Origin of the sequence: Sphingomonas sp. TREG-RG-20F-R18-01 (assembly GCF_022662475.1) — a bacterium.
GTDB lineage: Bacteria > Pseudomonadota > Alphaproteobacteria > Sphingomonadales > Sphingomonadaceae > Sphingomonas.
Genome location: NZ_JAKNQQ010000006.1, coordinates 151626 through 170423, shown reverse-complemented (window position 1 = coordinate 170423; position 18798 = coordinate 151626). Strand labels below are relative to the sequence as shown.

General features: G+C 64.8%; 18 protein-coding genes. 11 read left to right on the top strand and 7 right to left on the bottom strand.

Annotated features, from left to right (window positions below; all coding sequences use genetic code 11):
• Positions 1-31 precede the first annotated feature (31 nt).
• Entirely contained in the window at positions 32-1768 is a 1737-nt protein-coding gene (locus L8K25_RS16495; protein WP_242140065.1) for a DUF885 domain-containing protein, read from the bottom strand.
• A gap of 150 nt (positions 1769-1918) precedes the next feature.
• Between L8K25_RS16495 and L8K25_RS16490 the strand changes: the two genes are divergently transcribed.
• Entirely contained in the window at positions 1919-2740 is an 822-nt protein-coding gene (locus L8K25_RS16490) for an alpha/beta hydrolase (protein WP_242140064.1), read from the top strand.
• A 347-nt stretch (positions 2741-3087) separates the two neighbouring features.
• On the opposite strand, the gene L8K25_RS16485 is transcribed toward L8K25_RS16490, so the two are convergent.
• Both L8K25_RS16485 and eno read right to left on the bottom strand, forming a co-directional pair.
• The gene (locus tag L8K25_RS16485; RefSeq protein WP_242140191.1) at positions 3088-3375 is read right to left on the bottom strand and encodes a septum formation initiator family protein; all 288 of its coding nucleotides are present in this window, start codon (positions 3373-3375) and stop codon (positions 3088-3090) included.
• A gap of 81 nt (positions 3376-3456) precedes the next feature.
• On the bottom strand, positions 3457-4734 hold the full coding sequence (gene eno, locus L8K25_RS16480; protein WP_242140063.1) for a phosphopyruvate hydratase: 1278 nt from the start codon (positions 4732-4734) through the stop codon (positions 3457-3459).
• A 146-nt stretch (positions 4735-4880) separates the two neighbouring features.
• On the opposite strand from eno, the gene L8K25_RS16475 reads away from it, so the two are divergent.
• The 5 genes from L8K25_RS16475 (at position 4881) to L8K25_RS16455 (ending at position 7018) form a co-directional block, all read left to right on the top strand.
• Positions 4881-5393 (top strand): hypothetical protein, encoded by a 513-nt coding sequence (locus tag L8K25_RS16475; protein WP_242140062.1) that lies wholly within the window; start codon positions 4881-4883, stop codon positions 5391-5393.
• A 22-nt stretch (positions 5394-5415) separates the two neighbouring features.
• Positions 5416-5784, top strand: a complete 369-nt coding sequence (locus L8K25_RS16470) for a phage holin family protein (RefSeq protein ID WP_242140061.1) — start codon at positions 5416-5418, stop codon at positions 5782-5784.
• Positions 5781-6077 (top strand): DUF3618 domain-containing protein, encoded by a 297-nt coding sequence (locus L8K25_RS16465; RefSeq protein ID WP_242140060.1) that lies wholly within the window; start codon positions 5781-5783, stop codon positions 6075-6077. Before L8K25_RS16470 ends, L8K25_RS16465 begins: the two co-directional genes overlap by 4 nt.
• Positions 6078-6105: 28 nt before the next feature.
• Entirely contained in the window at positions 6106-6705 is a 600-nt protein-coding gene (locus L8K25_RS16460; protein WP_242140059.1) for a hypothetical protein, read from the top strand.
• Between the two features lie 79 nt (positions 6706-6784).
• Positions 6785-7018 (top strand): DUF4170 domain-containing protein, encoded by a 234-nt coding sequence (locus tag L8K25_RS16455; protein ID WP_242140058.1) that lies wholly within the window; start codon positions 6785-6787, stop codon positions 7016-7018.
• Between the two features lie 122 nt (positions 7019-7140).
• Here the strand turns inward: L8K25_RS16455 and greA are convergent, their stop codons facing one another.
• From greA to carA, 4 genes are all read right to left on the bottom strand, one after another.
• The gene (gene greA, locus L8K25_RS16450; RefSeq protein ID WP_010163958.1) at positions 7141-7617 is read right to left on the bottom strand and encodes a transcription elongation factor GreA; all 477 of its coding nucleotides are present in this window, start codon (positions 7615-7617) and stop codon (positions 7141-7143) included.
• Between the two features lie 85 nt (positions 7618-7702).
• Complete coding sequence (gene carB / locus L8K25_RS16445; protein WP_242140057.1) at positions 7703-11035, bottom strand: carbamoyl-phosphate synthase large subunit; 3333 nt, start codon at positions 11033-11035, stop codon at positions 7703-7705.
• On the bottom strand, positions 11035-11433 hold the full coding sequence (locus tag L8K25_RS16440; RefSeq protein WP_242140190.1) for a ribonuclease E inhibitor RraB: 399 nt from the start codon (positions 11431-11433) through the stop codon (positions 11035-11037). The genes carB and L8K25_RS16440 overlap by 1 nt, the downstream gene beginning before the upstream one ends.
• A complete protein-coding gene (gene carA, locus L8K25_RS16435; RefSeq protein ID WP_242140189.1) occupies positions 11433-12716 on the bottom strand; it encodes a glutamine-hydrolyzing carbamoyl-phosphate synthase small subunit in 1284 nt (427 codons plus the stop codon). Before carA ends, L8K25_RS16440 begins: the two co-directional genes overlap by 1 nt.
• Positions 12717-12834: 118 nt before the next feature.
• Between carA and L8K25_RS16430 the strand changes: the two genes are divergently transcribed.
• Genes L8K25_RS16430 through L8K25_RS16410 form a run of 5 tightly spaced genes read left to right on the top strand, consistent with a single transcriptional unit; the run spans position 12835 to position 18709 of the window.
• Positions 12835-13302, top strand: coding sequence for a GatB/YqeY domain-containing protein (locus L8K25_RS16430; protein WP_242140056.1), 468 nt, complete (start codon positions 12835-12837; stop codon positions 13300-13302).
• 56 nt (positions 13303-13358) lie between these two features.
• Positions 13359-13802 (top strand): DUF559 domain-containing protein, encoded by a 444-nt coding sequence (locus L8K25_RS16425; RefSeq protein ID WP_242140055.1) that lies wholly within the window; start codon positions 13359-13361, stop codon positions 13800-13802.
• On the top strand, positions 13799-15682 hold the full coding sequence (dnaG, locus tag L8K25_RS16420; RefSeq protein ID WP_242140054.1) for a DNA primase: 1884 nt from the start codon (positions 13799-13801) through the stop codon (positions 15680-15682). Before L8K25_RS16425 ends, dnaG begins: the two co-directional genes overlap by 4 nt.
• Positions 15682-17709, top strand: coding sequence for an RNA polymerase sigma factor RpoD (gene rpoD, locus L8K25_RS16415; RefSeq protein ID WP_242140053.1), 2028 nt, complete (start codon positions 15682-15684; stop codon positions 17707-17709). Before dnaG ends, rpoD begins: the two co-directional genes overlap by 1 nt.
• Positions 17699-18709 (top strand): glycosyltransferase, encoded by a 1011-nt coding sequence (locus L8K25_RS16410; protein ID WP_242140052.1) that lies wholly within the window; start codon positions 17699-17701, stop codon positions 18707-18709. The genes rpoD and L8K25_RS16410 overlap by 11 nt, the downstream gene beginning before the upstream one ends.
• Positions 18710-18798 lie beyond the last annotated feature (89 nt).

Genomic DNA, 18798 nt, shown 5'->3' with positions numbered 1-18798 from the left:
AAAGGCCGGCGGCTTTGTCATGCGCAGCGCGTCAGAACACCGCCTTGCCGTCCCCGCCCAGCATCGCCTTGCGGACGAGCGGGATCGGTGGGCCGCCGAAGCTCAGGAATTGGTCGTGGAACGCCTTCCACCCGGCCCGCCCGCCATGCGTGGCGGTCCAGTCGGTGCGCAGCTTGCGGATCATCAGCTTGCCCATCGTATAGTTGAGATACGCCGGGTCATAGGTCCCGCGCGCCGACTGCTGCTTCGCATTGCCCTCGTCCTGATAGCATTGCTCGACGAACATCTTGCGCGACTGTTCCTGCGTCATGCCATGGGCATGCAGCCCGATCGCCGACAGATACCGACAATCGCGGAGCAACGCGTTGGACAGTTGTCCGATATGCGTTTCCGGGTCGCCGGCATGGAGCCCGGCCTCCCACATCATTTCCTCGGCATAATGCGCCCAGCCCTCGGCAAAGGCGTAGCCGACGAACAGCCGCCCGAACAGCGATGGCGAGGCGTTGGCGTGACGGAACTGGAGGAAATGCCCGGGCATCACTTCATGCACCGAGGTGAACAACAGGTCGCTCTTGCCCGGGATGAACCCCGCCTGCTCCACCTTGCTCCACGACGGGTCGGGCGGCGAGATGTAATAGACCGAGGGGATGCCCTTCTCGAACGGCCCGGGCGGATCGATGTACGCGGAGTTCTGCCGATTGTACGGCGGGCTTTCCTCGACCAGCGCCTGTTCCTGATCGGGGATGGTGACGACGTCGCTCTTGAGCACGAACGCGCGCAGTTCGGGAATCTGCTTGCGCGCTTCGGCGACGGGATCGTTGTTGGCGGGCTTGTTGGCGTTCATCTTCGCCATGCACGCGGGTACGCTCGCGCCCGGCGCGAACTGCGCGCATGCCGCGACGAGCGCCAGCTGATTGCGCTTCATATCCGCTTGCCCCGCCGCCTCGAGCGTCGCCAGCGGAACGTCGACCCGTTCCGTCTCCTTGATCATGCGGGAGAACTTGTCCGCCCCCAGCGCAAAGTCCTGTGTCGCCGAACCCCGCTGGCCCTCCAGCCACGCGCCGAGGTCATGCATCGCCTTCGATGCCGCCACTGCCGCCTTGTCGAACTCCTCCTGCAACGCCGGGCTCTTCACGTCGGCAAACGCCTTCTTGGCGTCCCCCGTATAATAATCGCCGAACCCGTTGAACGCCGCGACACCGAAATTGACGTAGCTGAGCGGCATCGGCGTCTTGAGGTTGGCGCGGATCTGCGCCGCCGCGGTCGGGATCTTGCGCAGGAACGACACCATCGCGCGCATTCGGGTCGGCGCGTCGGCATATTTGCGGGCGATATAGACGTTCGGGTCGAGCCCGGCGTTGACGTACCATGCCGGATTGCGATGCGGGAAGTCGGCGTCTTCCAGCCAGAACAATTTGCCCGCGGCGACCGTCACCAGATAGTCGCGCTCGAACGCGTCCTGCTTGCCGAGTTTCGCCGCGTCGAAGGTCTTGGCCTTGGCGATCGCGTTCCGCAGGAAGTCGCCCTGACGCTTCAACCCCGCCGGTGACCAGTCACCCAGCCCGCCGTCAAAATCGTGCCGCCCCTGATACACCGCGTCCGCCGGGGACACCTTGAACCAGTCCTCGATGAACGTGTCGCGGAAGCTTTTCCAGTCGGTGGTCGGCAAGGCCGCCAGAGCTGACGCGGTCGGCTGAGGCGTTGAGGTCTTGGACGTACAGGACGCCATCGCCAGTGCTGCAATTCCCGTAAGCCAGATTTTCCGCATTCCCGCTCCTATGTCCGCAGCCCCGGAGTTTCGCCGGGATTCGTTTGCGACGGGAAGCTGGCAGCTTGCGGCGGTAAGCGCCACCCCGGACGGAACGGCCTGTCGCGCGCATCGTTCTTTCCACGCAATTCAATGCCGAGGAGCTTTCCTATGCCCTATATCAAGACTCGCGACGGTACCGATCTGTACGTCAAGGATTGGGGAAGCGGCCGCCCGGTCGTGCTGATCCATGGCTGGCCGCTCAATTCGGACAGCTGGGACGCGCAGGCGATGGCGCTCGCCGACGCAGGGTTCCGCGCGATCGCGTACGATCGCCGCGGGTTCGGCCGGTCGGGCCAGCCGTGGACCGGTTATGACTATGACACGCTGACCGACGATCTGGCAGACGTGCTGGAGCAGACCGGCGCGAACGACGCCACGCTGGTCGGCTTCTCGATGGGTGGCGGCGAAGTCGCGCGCTACATGAGCCGCCATGACGGCAAGGGCGTCGTTGCTGCGGGCCTGATCGCCTCCGTTGTGCCGTACATGCTCCAGACCGACGACAACCCGCACGGCGTGCCCGAAGACAAACTCGCTGCCATCGGCGAAGGCATTCAGAAGGACCGCTACGGCTTCTTCCAGACCTTCATGAAGCAGTTCCTCGGCGTCGGGTTCATTTCGTCGCCGGTCAGCAACGAGACGGTCGAGTGGGCGTGGTCGCAGACCAATCTGGCGGGCCTCAAGCCGATCCTCGCGTGCGCACAGTCGTTCGGACATACCGACTTCCGTCCGGATCTTGCCGCATTTCGCGTACCGACGCTGATCGTCCATGGGACGAGTGACCAGACGGTGCCGATCGACGCCACCGGACGCCGCGCGGCCGAGGGCATCGCGACCGCCCAGCTGGTGGAATATGAGGGCGCCCCGCATGGGTTGACGATCACGGAGAGCGACCGGTTCACGAACGATCTGCTGACGTTCTTGGGGCGGTAAATCGCTGCGTTCCGCAGGCTCGCGCGAGGCTGCTGCTTTGTCTCGCCCCTACCCTTCGGGGGAGGGGTCGGGGGTGGGGGACGCCTCGCAGAGACTCAGGCCGGACGTGCTGTACGGCCCCACCCCAACCCCTCCCCCGAGGGGGAGGGGCTTAGTCGCGCGCAGCCTCGTGCAGGCGCCGACGTCGTAGAGGTCACTGAAGTTTCGCCATTTCTCGCCCCTCCCCTTCAGGGGAGGGGTTGGGGGTGGGGGACGCCTCGCAGAGAAGTCGGCCGGCCGTGCTGCACGGCCCCATACCAACCCCGCTCCCAAGCGGAACAGATTTCAGCCGGCCCAAACGGCGGCCGCTACTTCAGCGGAACGATCACTTCATCCTGATGCACCACGCCAAGATCCTTGCGCGCGAGTTCATCCGCCAGATCCGGATCCGCGTGCCGCGGGTCGAGCAACGCGACCCGGTTCTTCAATTCGCCGCGATTGCGGTCCAGCAACGCCAGCTGACGCTGCTTGACCGCAAGCTGTCGCTCGATGTCGCCATAGGCCAGCACACCGTTCGGCCCGAACACGGCATAACCACCAAAAAACAGCCCGACGATCATCAGCGCCGCCGGCGCGATCGCGCGGCGGAGAAGCATGCGGTGGTTGGAGCGGTGCTTGATCACGAGCGCGATTCTCGCGCATCGCGACTCGTGGATCAAGCTGTTATTTGAGAAAAATTACGCGCGCAGGATCGACCGTCCGGCATAGACCGCGGCGCCCTCCAGCTCCTCTTCGATCCGGATCAGCTGGTTGTACTTCGCGAGCCGGTCGGAGCGCGCAAGGCTGCCCGTCTTAATCTGCCCGCAATTGGTCGCGACCGCCAGATCGGCGATCGTCGAATCCTCGGTCTCGCCCGAGCGATGCGACATCACGGCGGTATAATTCGCGCGGTTCGCCATCGACACCGCCTCGAGCGTCTCCGTCAGCGTGCCGATCTGGTTGACCTTGACCAGCAGCGAGTTGGCGAGACCGTCCTTGATCCCCTGCCCCAGCCGCTTCGGGTTGGTCACGAACAGATCGTCGCCGACCAGCTGGACCGTGTCGCCGCAAAGATCGGTAAGCGCCTTCCAGCCCTCGAAATCGTCCTCGGCCATGCCATCTTCGATCGAGAAGATCGGGTAGCGCCGCGCGAGATCCGCCAGATATTCGGCCATTTCGTGGCTGTTCAGGCTCTTGCCCTCGCCCGAGATTTCATACTTGCCGTTCTTATAGAATTCGGTCGCCGCGCAATCGAGCGCGAGCATCACGTCCTCGCCCGGCTTGTACCCGGCCGTTTCGATCGAGCGCAGGATGAATTCGATCGCCTCGTCGTTCGACGCGATGTTGGGCGCGAAGCCGCCCTCGTCGCCGACCGACGTCGCCAGGCCCTTGTCGTGCAGGCCCTTCTTGAGCGTGTGGAAGATCTCCGACCCGCAGCGGACCGCTTCGAGGATCGACGACGCGCCGACCGGCACGATCATGAATTCCTGGAAATCGATCGGGTTGTCGGCATGTTCGCCGCCGTTGATGATGTTCATCATCGGCACCGGCAGGACATGCGCGGCGACGCCGCCGACATAGCGGTACAACGGCAGGCTGCGCGCATCGGCAGCGGCCTTGGCGACCGCGAGCGACACGCCGAGGATCGCGTTCGCGCCCAGGCGGCTCTTGTTGTCGGTCCCGTCGAGCTCGATCATCGTGTGATCGACATCGCGCTGGTCCTCGGCTTCGAGCCCGAGCACCGCATCGGCGATCTCGCGGTTGACCGCCTCGACTGCCTGGTCGACGCCCTTGCCGGCCCAGCGGCTCTTGTCGCCGTCGCGTTTTTCGACCGCTTCGTGCTTTCCGGTCGAGGCGCCCGAGGGGACCGCGGCGCGGCCGAAGCTGCCGTCTTCCAGCATCACGTCGACCTCGACCGTGGGGTTGCCCCGGCTATCGAGGATCGTACGGGCATGAATGTCGATGATTGCGGTCACGGAACGATCCTTCTACCAATTTCGGGAATGGCGTCGCGGGTGCCTCTATCGCCTAACCGGTGTCGCCGCAATTCGTGCGCGACCGATGGAACTAGGCGCGGCCCGGACCGCTTATTGTCGGCAAGTAACAATTGGAGGGCACTATCATGGCCACGACCCCAGGTTCCGAGACGGGCGCAAATGCGCAGGCAGACGCCAACGAAAAGATCAATGCAGCCGCCGGTGCGGCCAAGGAAGCGGCGTCGTCTGCCCGCGACGAAGCGCAGAAGCTGACGAGCGGCGCGGCTCAGCTGTTCAAGGACGGCACCGACAAGCTCGGCAAGGAAGTGGTCGATCGCGCCAAGAGCTATGCCGAGGACGGCAAGGCCCGCGCCGGCACCGCGCTCGACGAGATCGTTCAGATGATCAATGACGCCGCCGGTACGGTCGACGACAAGCTGGGCTCGCAATACGGCCAGTATGCGCGCACCGCCGCCGACAAGGTCCAGGGTTTCTCGGAAGGCCTCAAGGCGAAGCAGCTCGACGATCTCATCGAAGATGCGCGCGGGTTCGTCCAGAAGAGCCCCGCCGTCGCGATCGGCACCGCCGCTGCGCTCGGGTTCGTGCTGGTACGCCTGATCCAGTCGGGTCTCGCCGCCGACAGCGACACCAAGGCCTGATCGCGGCGTGACGGGGGCCCGGATGAGCGAAATCCTGAAGAATGCCGGGCCCGCCTCGGCGGACGACAGCGTGGCGACCTTATTGTCGCGTGCGATGTCGGACGTCGAGGAGGTGGCGCGCGCCGAAATCGAGCTTCGCAAGGCAACGCTGTTCGCCAAGGTCGATGAGGCCAAGGCAGGCGTGGTACTATTGGTCGCCGCGGCGATCATCGGCCTGCTTGCGCTGATCGGGCTTGTGGTGGGAGTGTTGATGATCCTCACGCCACTGGTCGGCCCGATCTGGGCAACGGTCATCGTGGTCGGCGTGCTGCTGGTGGTAGCGGGCGTGCTCGGCATGATGGGCATCGGCCATTTCAAGCGGATGTCGGCCGTTCCGGAGGTGGGGGCATGAGCAAGACTCCAGCCGCCGCACGCGTCGTCGCGGCGCAGGCGCGCGCAGAAGCGGCGCGGGCCAACCTGTCCGAAACGATCGGCGTCATTCAGAAACGGGCCAATCCGCAGACGATCGCCTCGGACGTGGTGGCGACGCTTAAAACGCGCGGGACCGCGGTCATGCAGACCGCGATGGATACGGCGGAACAGCGGCCATGGGCAACCGTCGCCGGCGTGGCACTGACCAGCCTGTTCCTCGCGCGTGGAACGATCTCCCGTCTGTTCCGCGGACGCGACAAACCCAAGCGCTGACGCGCTGACAAATTCCAGGAGACAGAGTGTGACCGTAAAAGAAACCCTTCAGTCGCAAGGCGCTGCGTTTTCCGAAAAGGCGCATGACGCCATCGACGTCGCCCGTGAAAACGTCGGCAAGGCCGTCGACACCGCGCGCGAAACCGCCGGCAAGGCGGCCGAAACGACATCCCATGCAGCACAGGATTTCGGCCATCGCGCCGCTGCGATGATCGAGGCGAGTCCGCTTGGCGTGCTGGTCGGCGGGATCGCGGCCGGGATGCTCGCGGGGTCGTTGCTGCCGCGTACGCAAAGCGAGGCACGCCTGCTGGCGCCGGTCGGCAAGCGCCTGACCGACACGGCGCATGGCGCCATCGATGCCGCCAAGGAAACCGCCCAGTCTGAATTCGCGTCGCTCGGCCTTTCGCGCAATTCGGCCAAGGATCAGGTTGGCAAGCTGCTCGGTGGCGTGGTCAACGCCTTGACCGCGGCAGGCACGGCGGCGCTGACTGCGAAGCTGTCAGGCGGCAATGCGCCGGCCAGCGTCTCGCCCGCTCCGGCGGAACAGGGGAACGCTGCGCCGACCCGCCCTGCCGCATCGGCCGGCTCGCCGACCACCGCTCCCAAAACCGGCGGCGATACGGAATAATCCGTCAAGACAGGTTCCCGAAGCGGCCCGGCGTGCCTATGAGGTGCGCGAAACCTGCTGTCTTCGGGAACCTATTATCATGAGCAAGCTTCACCTGGTCTTCGGTGGCCGCGTCCGCGATCCGCGCGGCGTGGACTTCGTGGATACGTCCGCGATCGAGATCGTCGGCGTGTTTCCGGACTATGCCAGCGCCGAGAAGGCCTGGCGCGCCGCTGCGCAGCGCACGGTCGACGATGCGGAGATGAAGTTCGTCGTGGTGCATCTGCACCGGCTGCTCGAACCCGCGCTCACCACACCGGGCACTGCCGTCTGACGATCGGACATTGCCGATCGACGCTCGCGTGGTCCTGCGCACGCAGGCGCACCAAAGCGTCGAAAGCTAGGGCGCTTTACCCTGGACTCCTGCTTCCGCAGGAGAACAGGCGTCCGTATCGCTCAGATGAACTCGATCTTCGAGACGACGTAGTAGCGATCACCCGACGGAACGGTCACTTCGACCTCGTCATCGAGCTTCCGCCCGATCAGCGCACGCCCGAGCGGCGAGTTGTACGAGATGCGGCCGCCCTTGGCGTTCGCCTCGGTCTGCCCGACGATCTGGTAGGTGACGGGCTTGTCGTCCTCGTCCATCAGCGTGACGGTCGCGCCGAACACGACCTTGTCGCCCGACAGCTCGAGCGGATCGATGACCTGCGCGCGCGCAAGTTTGTCCTCGATATCGCTGATCGACGCTTCGATCTGGCCCTGACGCTCCTTGGCGGCGTGATATTCGGCATTTTCCGAAAGGTCGCCATGCGCGCGCGCCTCTTCGATCGCATCCACGATCGTCGGGCGTTCCGCCTTCAGCCGTTTCAGGTCTGCATTCAGCGTTTCATAGCCTTCCTGCAGCATCGGCATCTTTTCGACGGTAGCCATCCCTTAAACCCTTTGTCTTCGAACAATCCCTTATCAAGCGAACCCTCCGAGGAGGGCGCGCCCGCACTGTTTCAATATGTCGGGATCAATGGTGCGAAGAGGAATAATAGGATTGTAACGGTCGCACTTCAAGACTGCGCGTCGAGAGCGCGACGATTGCCTGTGCTGCCTCGACGCTCGCGGGCGCGGTCGTGAAGTACGGGATCTTCAATTGCAGCGCGGAGGCGCGGATCGGTTGCGAGTCCTTGAGGCTCTGCCAACCCTCGGTCGTGTTGAAAATGAGCGCGATCTCGCCGTTCTTGATCCGGTCGACGATATGCGGCCGTCCCTGCGCGACCTTGTTGACGCGCTCGACGGCCACGCCCTGCGCTGCCAGATAATCGGCGGTGCCGCCGGTCGCGACGATCGTGAAGCCATGCTCGGCCAGCGCGCGCACGCCCGGCAGGATCACCGGCTTGTCGGTATCCTTGACGCTGACGAACACCGCACCCGCCTTGGGCAGGATCGTCCCCGCGCCAAGCTGCGATTTCGCGAAGGCGAGCGTGAAGTCGGGGTCGATCCCCATCACTTCGCCCGTGCTCTTCATTTCCGGCGAGAGCACCGGATCGACGCCGGGGAAGCGATTGAACGGGAACACCGCTTCCTTGACCGCGAAATAATCGATGTTGCGATCGATCACGGGCAGATTGGCGAGCTTCTCCCCCGCCATCACGCGCGCGGCGATCTTGGCGATCGGCGCGCCGATCGCCTTGGCGACGAACGGCACGGTGCGGCTGGCGCGCGGGTTGACCTCGATGAGATAGACCTGCCCGCCCTTGACCGCGAACTGGATGTTCATGAGGCCGACGACCGACAGCGCCTTGGCGAGTGCGGCGGTCTGCTTCTCGATCTCTTCGATGATCGCGGGCGTCAGGCTGTACGGTGGGATCGAGCAGGCGCTGTCGCCCGAATGGACCCCGGCTTCCTCGATATGCTGGAGCACACCCGCCACGACGACGTCGGTACCATCCGAGATGGCGTCGACATCGACCTCGATCGCATCGCGCAGATACTGGTCGATCAGCACCGGCGAATCGCCCGACACCTGCACCGCGGTCGCGATGTAATTGTCGAGCTGCGCCGGGCCGTCGACGATCTCCATCGCGCGCCCACCGAGCACGTAGCTCGGGCGCATCAGCACGGGGTAGCCGATCCGCTCGGCGACCGCGATCGCCTCGTCGCGGCTGCGTGCGATGCCGTTGGCGGGCTGGAGCAAGCCGAGCTTGTTGATCAACGCGGCGAACCGTTCGCGGTCCTCCGCCAGGTCGATCGCGTCGGGCGAGGTGCCGAGGATCGGGATCCCCGCGTCCTGGAGCGCCTGCGCGAGGTTGAGCGGGGTCTGCCCGCCGAACTGGACGATCACGCCGACGAGCGTACCGTTCTGCTGCTCGACGTGGAGGATCTCGAGCACGTCCTCCGCGGTCAGCGGCTCGAAATACAGGCGGTCGGATGTGTCGTAGTCGGTCGACACCGTCTCCGGGTTGCAGTTGACCATGATCGTTTCATAGCCCGCATCCGCGAGCGCGAAGCACGCATGGCAGCAGCAATAATCGAACTCGATCCCCTGCCCGATCCGGTTCGGCCCGCCACCGAGGATGACGATCTTGCGCCGGTCGGTCGGCTGGCTCTCGCATTCAGGCTCGCCGAAGCTCGGCGCTTCGTAGGTCGAGTACATGTACGGCGTCTTGGCGTTGAACTCCGCGGCGCAAGTGTCGATCCGCTTGAACACCGGGCGCACACCGAGACGATGCCGCAAAGCGCGCACTTCGGACTCGGTCACGCCGCCGGTCATCGCGACGATCGCATCGTGGACCAGGCCCGACCCGCGCGCAATCCCGCGGGCGTTGCCGCGCAAATTCGCTGATTTCAGAGCGAGATAGGCGAGACGCTTGTCACTGAATCCCATTGACTTGAGACGGCGCATACCGGGGGCGTCGATCGGCAGGCCGTTGGCGCAGATCTGCTCCTCGGCCGCGACGATCTCGGCGATCCGTTCGAGGAACCACGGGTCGTATTTCGCCAGCGCATGGACTTCGGCGACGGTGAAGCCCTCGCGCAGCGCCTGGGCTGCGACGAGCAACCGGTCGGGCGTCGCGATCGCGAGCGCGGCCTCGATCTCGGCGCGCGGGGCGCCTTCGAGGCGGTCGATCATGTTGAACCCCGACAGCCCGGTTTCGAGCCCGCGGAGTGCCTTCTGCAGGCTCTCATGGATGTTGCGGCCGATCGCCATGACTTCGCCGACCGACTTCATCGCGGTCGACAGAACGGCTTCCGCGCCCTTGAACTTCTCGAACGCGAAACGCGGGATCTTGGTGACGACGTAATCGATCGTCGGCTCGAACGACGCCGGGGTCGCGCCGGTGATGTCGTTCATGATCTCGTCGAGCGTATAGCCGACCGCGAGCTTGGCGGCGAACTTGGCGATCGGGAAGCCGGTCGCCTTCGACGCGAGCGCCGAGGAGCGCGACACGCGGGGGTTCATCTCGATCACGATCAGGCGCCCGTCCTTGGGGTTGACCGCGAACTGCACGTTCGACCCGCCCGTCTCGACGCCGATCTCACGCAGGCACGCGATGCTCGCGTTGCGCATGATCTGATATTCCTTGTCGGTCAGCGTCAGCGCGGGCGCGACGGTGATCGAGTCGCCCGTGTGGACGCCCATCGGATCGATATTCTCGATCGAGCAGATGATGATGGCATTGTCGGCGCGGTCGCGCACGACTTCCATCTCATATTCCTTCCAGCCGATCAGCGATTCCTCGATCAGCACTTCGGTCGTCGGCGAGGCGTCGAGCCCCGAGCGCACGATCGTCTCGAATTCCTCGCGATTGTACGCGATCCCGCCGCCGGTGCCGCCCATCGTGAAGCTCGGACGGATGATCGAGGGAAGTCCTGTCCGTTCAAGCACTTCGAACGCTTCGGTGAGGCTATGTGCGATGCCGGAGCGCGCGCTCTCGAGACCGATCTTGGTCATCGCGTCACGGAACTTCATCCGGTCCTCGGCCTTGTCGATCGCCTCGGCATCCGCCCCGATCATCTCGACGCCGTACTTCTCGAGCGTACCGTCGTTGAACAGCGCCAGCGCGGTGTTGAGCGCGGTCTGCCCGCCCATCGTCGGCAGGATCGCGTCGGGGCGCTCCTTTGCGATGATCTTCGCGACGATCTCGGGCGTGATCGGCTCGATATAGGTCGCGTCCGCCAGCTCGGGATCGGTCATGATCGTGGCGGGGTTCGAGTTCACCAGGATGATGCGATAGCCATCTTCCTTGAGCGCCTTGATCGCCTGCGTGCCCGAATAATCGAACTCGCACGCCTGCCCGATGACGATCGGCCCCGCGCCGACGACGAGGATCGAGGAGATGTCGGTACGTTTTGGCATTAGTGTGCTTGTCCGGTTTCTTCGGTGTCGTCCGCGTCGTCGTCGGTGCCGTCTTCCGACGTGCAGCCCCAGCCGTCATATTCGACGCCGTACGCGAGTTCGATTTGGACGCACTTGCGCGTCAGCGCGCGGATCGAGGCTTCGTCCGCGGCTTGCTCGCAGCCGAGGAACAGGCACATCTCGCCTTCCTCATCCTCTTCGCGCTCGATCACTTCGAAGCCGAGTTCCTCGGCATCCGCCTCGAGCTTGTCGAGCGCTGCGTCATCGCCGCGGAAGCTGACGTCGACCGGACGGACGAGGTGCGCGATGTCGCCGCTTTCCTTGAGGCTCGCGAGCACGTCCTTGTCGGCGGCCCATTCTTCTTCGAGCCGGGCGGGCGGGACTTCTGGGAGGTTCATCATGCCGGTGCTTTCAGGGATGAGACGAATTTCTCGAACAGATACAGGCTGTCCTGCGGGCCGGGGCTCGCTTCGGGGTGGTATTGCACGCTGAACGCGGGGCGGTCGGTGAGTTCGATGCCGGCGTTGGAGCCGTCGAACAGCGACACGTGGGTCTCGCGTGCGGTCGGCGGGAGGGTCGCGCGTTCGACCGCGAAGCCGTGGTTCATGCTGGTGATCTCGACCGCGCCGTCGCTGAGGCGCTGGACCGGGTGGTTGGCGCCGCGGTGGCCCTGGAACATCTTGGTCGTGCTCGCGCCGACTGCGAGCGCGAGGAGCTGGTGGCCGAGGCAGATGCCGAACAGCGGCTTGCCGGTGTCTAGCAGCTGCTGGATCACAGGCACGGCGTATTCGCCGGTCGCGGCGGGGTCGCCCGGGCCGTTCGACAGGAAGATGCCATCGGGGGAAAGCGCCATGATGTCGTCGAAGCTCGCCTGCGCGGGGACGACCGAGACGTCCGCGCCGGCGGCGACGAGGTTGCGGAAGATGTTGCGCTTCGAGCCGTAGTCGATCGCGACGACATGCGGCCGCTTAAGCCCCTCCCCTTCAGGGGAGGGGTTTGGGGTGGGGCTGTCCTGTGCAATCGCGGGGTCCGCTTGCTGCACGGCCCCACCCCCGGCCCCTCCCCTGAAGGGGAGGGGGGAAGAAGTGTCGTAGCCTTTGCCGAGCTTCCACGTGCCGCCAGCGGTTTCGGCACCCCAGCCATAATGCATCTCGGTGCTCACCCCGAGCGCAAGGTCCATGCCCTCAAGCCCCGGCCACGCGCGCGCCATTTCGAGCAGCGCAGCCACATCGAACACGCCGTCGGCCGCATGCGCGATGACGCCGTTGGGCGCGCCGCCGCTACGGATCCGGCGCGTCAGCGCGCGCGTATCGACGCCCGCCAGGCCGATTCGCCCGTGCTTCGCCATCCACGCATCGAGTCGTTCGGTACTGCGGAAATTGCTCGGTTCGGTCACGTCCTCGCGCACGATCATGCCAAGCGCGTGCGGATCGTTCGCCTCAACGTCGTCGGCATTCGCGCCGACGTTGCCGATATGCGGGAAGGTGAAGGTGATCATCTGGCCCGCAAAGCTCGGGTCGGTCATGATTTCCTGATAGCCCGTCATCGCGGTGTGGAAGCAGACTTCGCCGACGGCGGCACCTTCCGCGCCGAACCCCCTGCCCCATACGATCTCGCCAGTGGATAGCACCAATACGCCGGTGGCTCCGTCGGGCGCAGTCATGGGATTGGCGTCGGCCATTGCGGCGGGCACTCCGTTTTTCGTTTCGATGTCGCTAAGCGCCGGGAGCTAGAGGGGGATGGGCAGTGCGTCAATCGGATAAACCCGCTACCCTCCTGCCCCAGCAAAAGGACGACACATGATTCGAGACGACATCAAGGCTGCACTCATCACCGCGATGAAGGGCGGCGACAAGGCTGGCACCGCGACCCTCCGGCTGGTGCAGTCGTCGCTCAAGAATCGCGACATCGAGGCGCGCGCGCCGCAGTCGCGAGAGGGCAAGGCACCGGACGACGACAATGTCCTCGTGGTCGAAGTGCTGCAGAAGATGATCAAGCAGCGCCGCGAGTCGATCGAGATGTACGTGAAGGGCGGACGCCAGGAACTGGCGGATGCGGAGAGCGCGGAGATCGCGGTGATCGAGCAGTTCCTGCCTACGCAGCTCGACGAAGCGCAAACCGCGGCGGCGATCGAGGCGATCAAGTCCGAGCTTGGGGCGAGTGGCATGAAGGACATGGGCCGCGTGATGGCGGAGCTGAAGGCGCGCCATGCGAGCGAGATCGACATGAGCAAGGCGAGCGCTGCGGTGAAGGCTGCCCTGGCGTAATGGACGAGGGCGCGCCCCTTCTTCCTCCCCTCCCGCTTGCGGGAGGGGACCGAGGGGTGGGCGCGCGGTTCAGACTTGGCCGACCGACTGCGGCGGCGAAGGCGCTCCGCAACGAAGCCACGCTGCACGAGCAACTGCTCTGGCGACAGCTGAAAGGCCGTCGCCTGTTCGGTCTCAAATTCACCCGGCAGATGCCGATCGCCGGCTACATCGTGGATTTTGCGTGTCGCGAGCATATATTGGCGGTCGAACTTGACGGCAGCCAGCATGGCGATGCCGTGGCGTACGATGCCGCGCGAACCAGCGCGATCGAACATGCCGGGTATCGCGTCCTCCGGTTTTGGAACAACGATCTAACTTCGCATATGACGGGCGTATTGGAAATGATTGCTGACGCTGCGCTTCGCGGAGAGCGCGCGCCCACCCCCTACCCCCTCCCGCAGGCGGGAGGGGAGGATTCGGGGCCGATCGATCCCGATACGGGAACGGCGGACGCATGACCCTATCCCCCCAATTCCTCGACGAACTCCGCAGCCGCACGCTGCTGTCCGGCCTGATCGGCAAGACCACCAAGCTCCAGAAGGCGGGGCGCGAGTGGCGCGCGTGCTGCCCGTTCCACAACGAGAAGACGCCCTCGTTCTACGTCAACGACGACAAGGGCTTCTACCATTGCTTCGGTTGCTCGGCGCATGGCGACGCGATCCGCTGGATGACCGAGCAGCGCGGGCTGCCGTTCATGGATGCGGTCAAGGAACTCGCGCAAACCGCTGGCATGGAACTCCCCGCGATGGACCCGCGCGCGGCCGAGAAAGCGGAAGCCGCCAAGGGCCTCCACGAAGCCTGTAGCGACGCCGCGACCTGGTTCACCGAGCAGCTCGACGGCCTCGCCGGCGCGACCGCCCGCGGCGTACTCGCCAAGCGCGGGATCAAGCCCGAGACCTCGCGCACCTTCGGGCTGGGCTTCTCGCCCGATTCGCGCGGCGGGCTCAAGACCGCGCTCAAGGACTATGGCGACCCGCTGCTGATCGAGGCCGGGCTGCTGATCAAGGTCGACGACAAGGTCCCGTACGATCGCTTCCGTGGTCGCCTGATGATCCCGATCCGCGATCCGCGCGGGCGCACCATCGCGTTCGGCGGCCGCATCATCGGCGACGGCGAGCCCAAGTACCTGAATTCTCCCGAGACCCCGCTCTTCGACAAGGGGCGGACGCTCTACAATCTCGATCGCGCCGCGCCTGCCTCGCGCAAGACGGGGCGCGTGTTGGTGGTCGAGGGGTATATGGACGTGATCGCGCTCGCGCAGGCGGGGTTCGGCGAGGCGGTCGCGCCGCTCGGCACCGCGCTGACCGAGCCGCAGCTCGAGCGGCTGTGGCGGCTGTGCGAAGTCCCGATCCTGTGCTTCGACGGCGACAGCGCCGGGCAGAAGGCGGCTTTGCGCGCCGCACACCGCGCGCTGCCGCTGCTCCAGCCGGGTCGGAGCCTCGCCTTCGTCACCCTGCCAGCGGGCCAGGATCCCGACGATCTCGTCCGCGCCAAGGGGCCGGGCGCGTTCGAGGCGTTGCTCCAGCAGACCGAACCGCTGGTCGACCGGCTGTGGAAAAGCGAGCTCGCCGCCGAGCCGCTCGACACGCCCGAGCAGAAGGCCGGCCTCAAGGCGCGGCTCGCCGATCTCGCCAAGACGATCGCCGACAGCAACGTCGCGCACGAATATCAGGCCGAGTTCCGCACCCGCTTCGACGAGGCGTTCCGCCCGCAGCGCAAGGCGTTCGAACCGCGCGCGCCGTTTCAGCCGTTCCAGCGCGGCAAGCCCGGCAAACCGTATAAGGCACCGCATCTTCCCGTCGGAGATGGTGTCAAATCGGTACGCACGCGCGGGATCGACCCGATCCTCGCCAAGGCGGTGCTCGCCGGGCTGATCCGCCATCCAGCGGAAATTGCGCGCCATATGGAAGTGCTCGGGAGCCTCAAACTGGGCGACGACGCACTCGGGCGGCTGTTCGAGGCGGTCGTCGATCTCGCGGTCGAAGACCATGTGCTTGATAGTGACCGGTTGCTCACCATATTGGCTTCATCCGGATTTGACAGTATCGCGCATGATCTGCTGCGACCCGACCGATTGTCGTGTTCGTTCACGCAGAAGGATGCCGAGCCGGCCCGGGCGCGCGAGGACCTCGACGAGGCGATCGCGATCCTGGTGGCGCGACCCGAAGTCGACGCCGCGCTGGCTGAGGCGACCGCTGCCATGCAGTCGGACTATTCGGATGAGGCCTTTGCCCGCCAGGTGGCGTTGGTGAAGGAAAAACAGACGCTCGACGCGCGGCTTGCAAATCTGGTGCAGTCGAACGAAGACGCAAGAAGCTTTATGACCGAGGGCAGTTGATGGCGAAGACGGATATGGCGGACGTTGCGGATACGACCGAGTCGAGCGACGCACCGCTGATCGATTTGAACGATGCTTCGATCAAAAAGGTCATCGCTCGCGCCAAAAAGCGCGGGTACATCACCTATGAGCAGCTCAACGAAGCGCTGCCGCAGGGCGAGATGTCGTCCGACCAGATCGAGGACATCAGCGCCGCGCTCAGCGAGATGGGCATCAACATCGTCGAAAATGACGAGCAGGGCGAGGACGGCGACGAGCCGGCCAAGGCCGAGGACGACGATGATGCGGAACCCGTAGACTCGTCGGAAGACGCTGGCCCGGCGCTCGACGTCAAGAAGAAGGAAATCGTCGACCGCACCGACGACCCCGTCCGCATGTATCTGCGCGAGATGGGCGCGGTCGAGCTCCTGAGCCGTGAGGGCGAAATCGCCATCGCGAAGCGGATCGAAGCCGGTCGCGACACGATGATCCTGGGTCTTTGCGAATCGCCGATCACCTTCAACGCGATCATCGACTGGTCGACCGCGCTCAACGAAGGCACGATGCAGCTGCGCGAGATCATGGATCTCGACGCGATGCTGTCGAAGGACCCGGCGCCCGAAGCGATGGCCGAAGCCGAGGATGGCGACGGCGAGATTTCGGAAAAGAACGCTGGCCCCTCGTTCAAGGAAGAAGCCGAGCCCGAGGAGCCGTCGGTCGACGAGGACGAGGACGGCGAGCGCCGCGCCCCGCGCGCTTCGGACGACGAGGAAGAGGACAACACCCTCAGCCTCGCGCAGATGGAAGAGCAGCTCAAGCCGATCGCGCTCGAGCGTTTCGCCAACATCACCGCGCTCTACAAGAAGTTCTCCAAGATCCAGCAGGCGCGGCTTGACGCGATGGCGGGCGGCGGCGAGCTGTCGACCGGCGACGAGAAGAAGTATCACAAGCTCCGCGAGGAGCTGACCGCCGAAGTCGAGAGCGTCCAGTTCCACAACGCCAAGATCGAATATCTGGTCGACCAGCTCTACGCCTTCAACCGTCGCCTCACCGCGCTCGGTGGCCAGATGCTGCGCCTTGCCGAGCGCCACAAGGTGCCGCGCAAGGACTTCCTCGACCGCTATATCGGGCATGAACTCGACGAGCAGTTCCTGCCGAGCGTCGCCAAGCTCGACAAGAAGTGGACCGCGTTCGTCACCAACGAGGGCGAGGCGGTCGATCGCATCCGCGTCGAAATCAGCGAGATCAGCCAGGCGACCGGCATGGCGCTCGGCGAATTCCGCCGCATCGTCAACATGGTCCAGAAGGGCGAGCGCGAGGCGCGCATCGCCAAGAAGGAAATGGTCGAGGCCAACCTGCGGCTCGTCATTTCGATCGCCAAGAAGTACACCAACCGCGGTCTGCAGTTCCTGGATCTCATCCAGGAAGGCAACATCGGTCTGATGAAGGCGGTCGACAAGTTCGAATATCGCCGAGGCTACAAGTTCTCGACCTATGCGACCTGGTGGATCCGTCAGGCAATCACGCGCTCGATCGCGGATCAGGCGCGGACGATCCGTATCCCGGTCCACATGATCGAGACGATCAACAAGCTGGTCCGCACCAGCCGCCAGTTCCTCCACGAGCAGGGCCGCGAGCCCACGCCCGAGGAAATGGCCGAGCGTCTGTCGATGCCGCTCGAGAAGGTCCGCAAGGTGATGAAGATCGCCAAGGAGCCGATCAGCCTCGAAACCCCGATCGGCGACGAGGAGGATAGCCACCTCGGCGATTTCATCGAGGACAAGAACGCGATCATCCCGGTGGATGCCGCGATCCAGGCGAACCTCAAGGAGACCGTCACGCGCGTGCTCGCATCGCTCACCCCGCGCGAGGAGCGCGTGCTGCGGATGCGCTTCGGGATCGGGATGAACACCGATCACACGCTCGAAGAGGTCGGCCAGCAATTCTCGGTTACGCGCGAACGTATTCGCCAAATCGAAGCAAAAGCGCTACGCAAGCTGAAGCATCCATCGCGGAGTCGCAAAATGCGCAGCTTTCTTGATCAGTAGACCGGTCGCAACAGCACCCCGGGCTCTTCTACTTGCCATTGGCCCGCTGGGGGAGCGGGCCGGACCTTGGCACATCAGTAACAAGCTTATCGAACGCGGATATGCGGTTACGCATCGCCATGTGTTGGCAGGCAGCAGTCCGGTTCAGGCATTGCGGGCGTTTCGGGCATGTCATGACATTGCCCAATATGAACTGACCGCTGCCAGTGACTATAGTATCGGTTTCGCGATGGCGTTTGCGGCCATTGTCCGTCGTGCCCGCGGAAGATTGGCGATCGCCGGGATGAACCTTTCCCGGCGGCCCTTTCGCAGTGGCGTTGCGCCGCTCGATCATGTGATCAATCGGATCTTTGGTCGGGTCGATCTGTTCATCGTGCACTCAACGCCCGAAGTGAGCCAATTCCTGCACCTGCATCGGCTCGATGCTGGCCGTTTTACGGTCGTACCGTGGGGCTTCGACCTTCCGGACGTAGCCGATCCGGAATGCGCGCTGCCGAACCGCCCTTATGTGGCGGTGGTCGGTCGCAACAATCGTGATTTTGCCACCGTCGCCCGCGCGCTTGACGGTACCGGCATCGCTGGCGTGTTCGTAGGTTGCACGCAACCGCTGCCGTCCGTCGACGCAGAGATCATTGCCTACGAGTCGCTGCCGTTCGATCAGTGCCTCGGCATCATTCGCGGATCCCTCGCCAACGTCATCCCGCTGAACGATTCATCGCGCGGGGCCGGGCATATCACTGCCGTTGCCGGAATGGCGCTGGGGCGGCCCCATATCTTTTCCGATGCGGATGTGATCACCGATTATCTTACCGACGGCGTCGAGGGGATCGCCGTGCCGCTGGGCGACGCTACCGCCATGCGGGCCGCGATCCGCCGATTGACGGATCAGCCTGAGCTTGCCAATCAAATGGGCGAGGCCGGCCGCCGCACGGCAACCACCCGCCTGACGAACAGCGGCTTTGCCGACCGGACGGCAGCGGTGCTGCTCCCGGTAGCGTGATCCTGCCTGCGCAAGTGCGGGATCGCGACGGCGCAGAGTAGCCCGACGCTTTCGAGTGTTGCCGTACCTGCGCTCAGCCCCAGGCTGAC